The organism is Pseudomonas sp. PA-4-8C, assembly GCF_021606625.1.
Taxonomy (GTDB): domain Bacteria; phylum Pseudomonadota; class Gammaproteobacteria; order Pseudomonadales; family Pseudomonadaceae; genus Aquipseudomonas; species Aquipseudomonas lactis.
On sequence record NZ_WKCD01000240.1, the window covers coordinates 1 to 8689 of the forward strand.

At 64.0% G+C, this 8689-nt stretch carries 3 protein-coding genes; 2 read left to right on the forward strand and 1 reads right to left on the reverse strand.

Annotated elements, in window-relative coordinates; genetic code table 11:
• Positions 1–240 precede the first annotated feature (240 nt).
• A complete protein-coding gene (locus GIW04_RS24215; protein WP_003192867.1) occupies positions 241–792 on the reverse strand; it encodes an RNA polymerase factor sigma-70 in 552 nt (183 codons plus the stop codon).
• Positions 793–1093: 301 nt separating this feature from the next.
• On the opposite strand from GIW04_RS24215, the gene GIW04_RS24220 reads away from it, so the two are divergent.
• The gene (locus GIW04_RS24220) at positions 1094–1846 is read left to right on the forward strand and encodes a thioesterase II family protein (RefSeq protein ID WP_003192866.1); all 753 of its coding nucleotides are present in this window, start codon (positions 1094–1096) and stop codon (positions 1844–1846) included.
• A 51-nt stretch (positions 1847–1897) separates the two neighbouring features.
• Positions 1898–8689: non-ribosomal peptide synthase/polyketide synthase (locus GIW04_RS24225; RefSeq protein ID WP_236479264.1), on the forward strand; the 6792-nt coding region annotated here is incomplete at its 3' end.

The window sequence follows — 8689 nt, forward strand, 5'->3', positions numbered from 1 at the left end:
GATTTGGGGGGCCGCCGCCACGCGCCATCCATGGCGCGGGGCGGCTAAACCGGCATCCCTGCCGGTTTACCCCCCAAATCCCTGTCGAATTCCGGCCAGCGTGGTTTAACGGGGCGCCTAAGATCAAAAGCCAGATCAAGATCACAAGCAGAGCAAGATCAAGAGAGCAAGATCAGGAGCGACTCGCTTCGCATCGTGGTTACCGTCGCAAGCCCTCACCTACAGATATCTGTGCTGTGCTCAAACCCGCCGCGCAAACGTATCGCTATGACTGCCCGACACCTTGCGGCAATGCACCAGCGCATCGCGAATCATGAAGTTCACCAAGGTCGGAGACACCCCAAGCTCCTTGGCGATGTCTTTTTGCGGCACGCCATGCAAGCGGTACATCTCGAACGCGTAGCGGGTGCGCTGTGGCAACTCCGTCAGGGCGTCGGCGATGTTTTCCAGGGTGTTGAAATTGATGTGCGAGGTTTCCGGTGAAGCGCCGTGAATAACCACATTCAAGCCTTCCTCTTCGGTCCCGGAATATTTGAGCTCCAGAGCCTGCTTGCGGTAGTGATCGATCGCCAGGTTGCGCACGATCTGGAACAGATAACTCAGTTGAGCCTTGAACGATGAGGTGATGGTCGGTGCCGACTGCAGCCGAAAGTAGGCGTCTTGCACCACGTCTTCGGCGCGGGAGCGGCACCCGGTGATGCGGGCCGCGATCTTCACCAGGATCAGCCGATTGTCGACGAATGCCTGGAGAAGGGGTGAATCGCACCTGCCTGTGGATACTGGTTCCGTCATGGAAATCACCTTGTTGCTAATAGGTTAGGGGAGGGCATCCCTGCTGAGGCCTCCTACACATCGGGCAACAAATTATGCTGAATGATAATGATTGTCAAATGAGAAGACGAACTAATCCTATGCCTTGGGCAAAGGTGTGAACCACGTCTCGCTCGCCCCCGGCGACTAATTATTTGCTGGCTCCGTCCGTTCTCATGGGTGACAGGTTCGTTAGTACAACGGCCAAGGATCAGCACCCGCAGGAGGACCAGATGGGTTTTTATCGTGCATTCAGCGTGTTTCAGTTTGGAGTCCTCGCCGGATGAGTACGCCCCTGCGGCTGCGCCTGTTTTGCCTGCCCCATTCAGGCGCCAGCGCCTCGGTCTATGCGCGCTGGCGCCGGGTGCTGCCGGACTGGCTGCAGGTGTGCCCGCTGGAATTGCCGGGGCGCGGCATGCGCATGGACGAGCCGTTGCAGCGCGATATCAAGGCCTTGGCCGCGCAGCTTGCTGAAGAGATCAGCCGTGATCTCGATGGCCCCTATGCCTTGTTCGGCCACAGCCTTGGCGGGCTGTTGGCGTTTGAATTGGCCCACGCTTTAAACGCACGCAATCTGCCTGCGCCGCTGGCGTTGTTCGCGTCCGGCACGGCGGGCCCGGCGCGTCGTGATGTGAGCGAGTACGCCGTCGAAAAGACCGATGCCCAACTCATCGCCCGCCTTCGTGAGTTACAAGGCACCGCCGAGGAAGCCCTGGCCAACCCCGAGTTGATGCAACTGATGTTGCCGATCCTGCGCGCCGATTTCCTGCTGTGCGGCAGTTTCACCTATGGCGAGCGCCAGCCCCTGGCGCTGCCGATCCACGTGTTCGGTGGCAAGCAGGACAGCGTGCGTGCCGACCAGTTGCTCGACTGGCAACTCGACGCCGCCAGTGGGTTTTCCCTGGACATGTTTGACGGCCATCACTTCTTCCTCGTGCAGCAAGAAAGCGCCGTGCTGCGCTGTGTGCGTCGCTATGCCGACGAGCACCTGGCGCGCTGGCGCATTGGCGCGGCGCGGCAGCTCGCCGCCGGCTGAACCCCACCGATTTCCCGAATTTCCCGTAAGCCGATTTCAGGCAGGAACCCCATGATGGACGCCTTCGAACTCCCCCGCACCCTGGTCCAGTCCCTTCAACAGCGTGCTGCGCAGACACCGGATCAGGTGGCGTTGCGCTTCCTCGCCGAGAGCGCCGAGCACAGTGTGGTGCTCAGTTATCGCGACCTCGACCAACGCGCCCGCACCATCGCCGCCGCCCTGCAAGCCAACACTGGCCTGGGCGAGCGTGCGGTGTTGCTGTTCCCCAGTGGGCCGGACTATGTGGCGGCGTTCTTTGGTTGCCTGTACGCCGGGGTGATCGCGGTGCCGGCGTATCCGCCGGAATCCACGCGCCGTCATCACCAGGAGCGTCTGCTGTCGATCATCAGCGATGCCGAGCCGCGCCTGCTGTTGACCATTGCCAGCCTCAGCGAGGGCCTGGCGCAGATTGAAAATGCGCCCACGGTGTTGAGCGTCGACACCCTGGAGGCGCAGCTGGCCGACCAGTGGGTCGAGCCCGACCTCAAGGCCGACGACATCGCCTTCCTGCAATACACCTCCGGCTCCACCGCATTGCCCAAAGGCGTGCAAGTCAGCCACGGCAACCTGGTGGCCAACGAAGTGCTGATCCGCCGTGGTTTTGGCATCGACCTCAACCCCGACGACGTGATCGTCAGTTGGTTGCCGCTGTACCACGACATGGGCCTGATCGGCGGCCTGCTGCAACCGATTTTCAGCGGCGTGCCCTGCGTGTTGATGTCGCCGGCCTACTTCCTTGGCCGACCTTTGCGCTGGCTGGAGGCGATCAGCGAATACGGCGGCACCATCAGCGGTGGCCCGGATTTCGCCTACCGCCTGTGCAGCGAACGGGTCAGCGAGTCGGCCCTGGAGCGCCTGGATTTGAGCCGCTGGCGCGTGGCCTATTCGGGTTCCGAACCGATCCGCCTCGACACCCTGGAACGCTTCGCGGAAAAATTTGCGGCCTGTGGTTTCACCCCGAATAATTTCTTCGCCTCCTACGGCCTGGCCGAAGCCACCCTGTTTGTCGCGGGAGGCATCCGTGGCCGTGGCATTCGCGCGATGCGCATGGACGAGCAGGCGCTGGCCGCCAACCGCGCCGAACCGGGGCAGGGCAGCGCGATCATGAGTTGCGGCACCAGCCAACCGGACCACGCCGTGTTGATCGCCGACCCGCACATTCTCACCGAGCTGCCCGACCAGTGCGTCGGCGAACTCTGGGCCACCGGCCCGAGCATCGCCCACGGCTACTGGCGCAACCCTGAAGCCAGCGCCAAGACCTTTGTCCAGCATGCTGGCCGCACCTGGTTGCGCACTGGCGACCTGGGCTTTATTCGCGACGGTGAGGTGTACATCACCGGGCGCCTGAAAGACCTGCTTATCGTGCGCGGCCACAACCTCTACCCCCAGGACATCGAGCAGACCATCGAGCGCGAAGTGGAAGTGGTGCGCAAGGGCCGGGTTGCCGCGTTTGCGGTCAATGACCAGGGCCTGGAAGGCATCGGCATCGCCGCGGAAATCAGCCGCAGCGTGCAGAAAATCCTGCCGCCCGAAGCGCTGATCAAGGCGATCCGCCAAGCCGTGGCCGAGGCCTGCCAGCAAGCCCCGAGCGTGGTGGTGCTGCTCAACCCCGGCGCCTTGCCGAAGACCTCCAGCGGCAAAGTGCAGCGTGCGGCCTGTGCGATTCGGCATGCCGATGGCAGCCTCGACAGCTACGCGCAGTTCCCCGGGCAGCAGGGGCCGGCGAGCGAAGTGGCGCTGGAATCGGACCTGCAACAGCAGATTGCGGCGATCTGGTGCGAGCAACTGCAACTGGCTCATGTGGCGGGCGACGATCACTTTTTCTTGCTGGGCGGCAACTCCATCACCGCGACCCAAGTGGTCGCGCGCCTGCGCGAAAGCCTCGGGCTGGAGCTGAACCTACGCCTGCTGTTCGAAGCGCCGACACTCGCGGCCTTTGCTGCGGCTGTGGCGCACCTGCAACAGGACGGCGGCGTGGCCCAAGGCGCAATACACGCGCTGTCGCGTCAAGAAGACCTGCCCCAATCCCTGGCACAGAACCGCCTGTGGATCACCTGGCAATTGGACCCTCACAGCAGCGCCTACACCATTCCCGGCGCCTTGCACCTGCGCGGCGAGCTGGATGAAGACGCGCTGCGTCACAGCTTCCAGCAACTGATCCAGCGTCACGAAGCCCTGCGCACGCGCTTCTACGAGCGCGACGGCCAGGCGTTTCAGCGTGTCGAGGCAACGGCGGATTTCGAACTGCCGATCATCGACCTCAGCGACCTGCCCAACACCGAACGCGAAGCCCGTGCGCAACGGGTCCGCGAAGACCAGGCACGCAGTCCGTTCGACCTGGAAAAAGGCCCCTTGCTGCGGGTTACCCTGGTACGCCTGGGCGATGAAGAGCACCAACTGCTGGTGACTTTGCATCACATCATTGCCGACGGTTGGTCGCTGAATATCCTGATCGACGAGTTCTCGCGCCTGTACGCCGCTGCCGCCCAAGGCCAGTCCCTGGAGCTGCCCTCGCTGGCCTTGCAATACGCCGACTACGGCAGCTGGCAGCGCCAATGGCTGGCCGAAGGCGAGGGCCAGCGACAGCTGACGTACTGGAAAGCGCAGTTGGGTGACGAGCATCCGGCCCTGAACCTGGCCACCGATCATCCGCGTGCCGCCCAGCATCGGCACAGCGCCGCGCGCCATAGCCAGCGCCTGGATGCGCGCCTCAGTGCGGCGATCCGCCAGACCGCCCAGGCCCATGACTCGACGCCGTTCATGCTGCTGCTGGCGACGTTCCAGACCTTGCTCTATCGCTACAGTGGCCAGCGCGATATCCGTATCGGCGTGCCCAATGCCAACCGCCCACGCCATGAAACCCAGGGCCTGATCGGCTTCTTTATCAACACCCTGGTGCTGCGCGCCGAGCTGGACGGGCGCCTGCCGTTCAACCAGCTGTTGGCCGCCGCTCGCGAGACCACATTGGCCGCCCAGGCCCATCAGGACCTGCCCTTCGAACAACTGCTGGAAGCCTTCCCCCAGGCCCGCGAACAGGGCCTGTTCCAGGTCATGTTCAACCACCAGCAACGGGACCTCAGTGCCTTGCGCCGCCTGCCGGGCCTGCTGGCCGATGAATTGCCCTGGCACAGCCGCGAAGCCAAGTTCGACCTGCAACTGCACAGCGAAGAAGACCGCAATGGGCGCTTGAGCCTGTCGTTCGACTACGCCGATGAGCTGTTCGAACCTGCGACCATCCAGCGTCTGGCCGAGCAGTTCATCCATCTACTTCAAGCTGTGTGCGCGCAACCACAACACGCCATCGGCGACCTGCCATTGATGCAGGCCGACGAACAGCAACCCTGGAGCGAAGCCCCCTGCGCGCCGGCCCGGCACTGGCTGCCCGAGCTGCTCAGCCAACAGACGTCGGACGCCACCGCACTGGTCTGGCAGGACGGCAGCCTGACCTTCGCCCAACTGCACACCCAGGCCAACCGCCTGGCCCATTACCTGCGCGACAAAGGCGTGGGCCCGGACGTGTGCGTGGCCATCGCCGCCGAGCGTTCGCCGCAATTGCTGATCGGCCTGCTCGCCATCATCAAGGCCGGTGGCGCCTACGTGCCGCTGGACCCGGATTACCCCGCCGAGCGCCTGGCCTACATGCTCAAGGACAGCGGCGTGCAGCTGCTGCTCACCCAGACCGCCTTGCTCCCCCAACTGCCCAGCGCCGAAGGCGTGTGCGTGATTGCCATGGACAGTCTGCACCTCGACAGCTGGCCGACCCAGGCGCCAGGCTTGCACCTGCACGGCGATAACCTCGCCTACGTGATCTACACCTCCGGATCCACCGGCCAACCCAAAGGCGTGGGCAACACCCACGGCGCCCTGGCCGAGCGTTTGCAGTGGATGCAGGCCACCTATCAACTGAACGAAACCGATGTGCTGATGCAAAAGGCGCCGATCAGTTTCGACGTGTCGGTGTGGGAATGCTTCTGGCCATTGATTACCGGCTGCCGCCTGGTATTGGCCGGGCCGGGCGAACATCGCGACCCGCACCGTATCGCGCAGCTTGTGCAGGAACATGGGGTGACCACGCTGCACTTCGTGCCGCCGCTTTTGCAGCTGTTTATCGACGAGCCGCTGGTGGCCGAATGCACCAGCCTGCGTCGGCTGTTTTCCGGCGGCGAAGCCTTGCCTGCCGAGTTGCGTAACCGCGTACTGGCGCGCTTGCCAGCGGTGCAATTACACAACCGCTATGGCCCGACCGAAACTGCAATCAACGTCACCCATTGGCAGTGCGCTGCCTCGGATGGCGAGCGCTCGCCGATTGGCCGGCCATTGGGCAATGTGATTTGCCGCGTACTGGACGAGCAGCTCAACCCGCTGCCGGCCGGTGTGCCGGGCGAACTGTGCATCGGCGGTATCGGCCTGGCGCGGGGTTACCTGGGCCGTGCCGGGCTGACGGCCGAACGTTTTGTCGCCGACCCGCTGGGCGCGGCGGGCACCCGCTTGTATCGCACCGGTGACCGTGCGCGCTGGAACGCCGATGGCGTCCTCGAATACCTCGGGCGCCTCGATCAGCAGGTCAAGCTGCGCGGTTTCCGTGTGGAACCGGAAGAAATCGAAGCGCGCCTGCTGGCCCTCGCAGGCATCGCCCAAGCCGTGGTGCTGGTGCGTGATGCCCAGTTGATCGGCTACTACACCGCCGACACCGAACTGGATGAGCAAACGGTCAAAACCGCCCTGGCCGCCGAGTTGCCGGAGTACATGGTGCCTGCGCTGCTGATGCGCCTGGATGCCATGCCCCTGAGCCCCAGTGGCAAGCTCGACCGGCGTGCCTTGCCAGAGCCGGTATGGCAAACCCGCGAACACGTCGAACCGCACACAGTCTTGCAGCTGCAAATCGCCGCGATCTGGCGCGAGGTGCTGGGCCTGCCACGCATTGGCCTGCGCGATGACTTTTTCGCACTGGGCGGGCACTCGTTGCTGGCCACGCAAATCATCTCTCGCACCCGCCAGACCTGTGACGTCGAGCTGCCGCTGCGCACCCTGTTCGAAGCCAGCGAGCTGGGCGATTTTGCCGAGCAGGTCGGGCTGATCCAGGCGGCGGGCCAGCGCAACCAACAGACTGCCATCGCCAAAGTCGACCGCAGCCAGCCGGTCCCCTTGTCCTATTCCCAGCAGCGCATGTGGTTCCTCTGGCAGATGGAACCGGACAGCCCGGCCTATAACGTCGGCGGCATGGCGCGCCTGCGCGGGGTACTGGATGTGGGGCGTTTCGAGGCAGCCTTGCAAGCCTTGATCATGCGTCATGAAACCCTGCGCACCACTTTCCCAAGCGTTGACGGTGTGGCCTGTCAGAAGGTCTCGGCGCAGACCACTGTGCGCATGGGCTGGCAGGATTTCTGCGCATTGGATGAGCTGCAGCGCCAGCAGCGTTTGCAGCAACTGGCCGATGTCGAGGCGCACACGCCGTTCAACCTGGAAACCGGGCCGCTGTTGCGCGCCTGCGTGGTCAAGGCTGGCGAGCAAGAGCATTACCTGGTGCTGACCCTGCACCATATCGTCACCGAAGGCTGGGCCATGGACATCTTTGCCCGTGAACTCAGCGCCCTGTATGAAGCCTTTATCGACGAGCGCGACTCGCCGCTGCCCGCGTTGCCGGTGCAGTACCTCGACTACAGCGTGTGGCAACGCCGGTGGATGGAAGCCGGTGAGCGCCAGCGCCAGCTGGACTACTGGACCGCGCAACTGGGCAACGAACACCCGTTGCTGGAACTGCCCGGCGACCGTCCACGCCCACCGGTGCAAAGCCACCGGGGCGAGCTGTACCGCTTTGATTTGAGCGATGAGCTGGCCGCCCGTGTGCGTGCCTTCAACGCGCAACAGGGCCTCACGCTGTTCATGACCATGACCGCGACCCTGGCGGTGTTGCTCTACCGCTACAGCGGCCAGACCGACCTGCGTATCGGCGCGCCCGTGGCCAACCGTATCCGCCCGGAAAGCGAAGGCTTGATTGGCGCGTTCCTCAATACCCAGGTGCTGCGTTGCCAGCTCACTGGGCAGATGCAGGTCAGCGAGTTGTTCGAGCAGGTGCGCCATACCGTGATCGAAGGCCAGTCCCATCAGGACCTGCCGTTCGACCACCTGGTGGAAGCTCTGCAACCACCGCGCAGCGCGGCGTACAACCCGTTGTTCCAGGTGATGTGCAACGTGCAGCGCTGGGAATTCCAGCAAAGCCGCCAACTGGCCGGCATGACCGTGGAGTACCTGGCCAACGATGCGCGGGCGACCAAGTTCGACCTCAACCTGGAAGTCACCGACCTCGACCATCGCCTGGGTTGCTGCCTGACCTACAGCACCGACCTGTTCGACGAGCCGCGCATTGCACGCATGGCCGCGCATTGGTGCAACCTGCTCGAAGCGTTGATCGCCGATCCCGGCCAGCGCCTCAGCGAATTGCCGTTGCTGAGCGCGGATGAGCAACGCGCCTTGCAAGACAGCCTGGGGGTGGAGAAGGGCGCGCATCGCCTCGACCAGTGCATCCATCAGCTGTTCAGCCAGCAGGCCAGCCAGCGGCCGGATGCCCCGGCGCTGACCTTTGCCGGTGTGACCCTCACGTATGCACAACTGGATGAGCGCGCCAACCGCCTGGCCTGGATGCTACGCGAGCGTGGGGTGGGCCCGCAGGTGCGCGTGGGCCTGGCGCTGCCGCGTTCGTTGGAAATGGTCATCGGCCTGCTGGCGATCCTCAAGGCCGGCGGCGCCTATGTACCGCTGGACCCGGAATACCCGCTGGACCGCTTGCATTACATGATCGAAGAC

Excerpts from the sequence above, each read along its gene's own strand:
- GIW04_RS24215 (WP_003192867.1), bottom strand. The coding sequence starts at position 792 with ATGACGGAACCAGTATCCACAGGCAGGTGCGATTCACCCCTTCTCCAG.
- GIW04_RS24220 (WP_003192866.1), top strand. The coding sequence starts at position 1,094 with ATGAGTACGCCCCTGCGGCTGCGCCTGTTTTGCCTGCCCCATTCAGGC.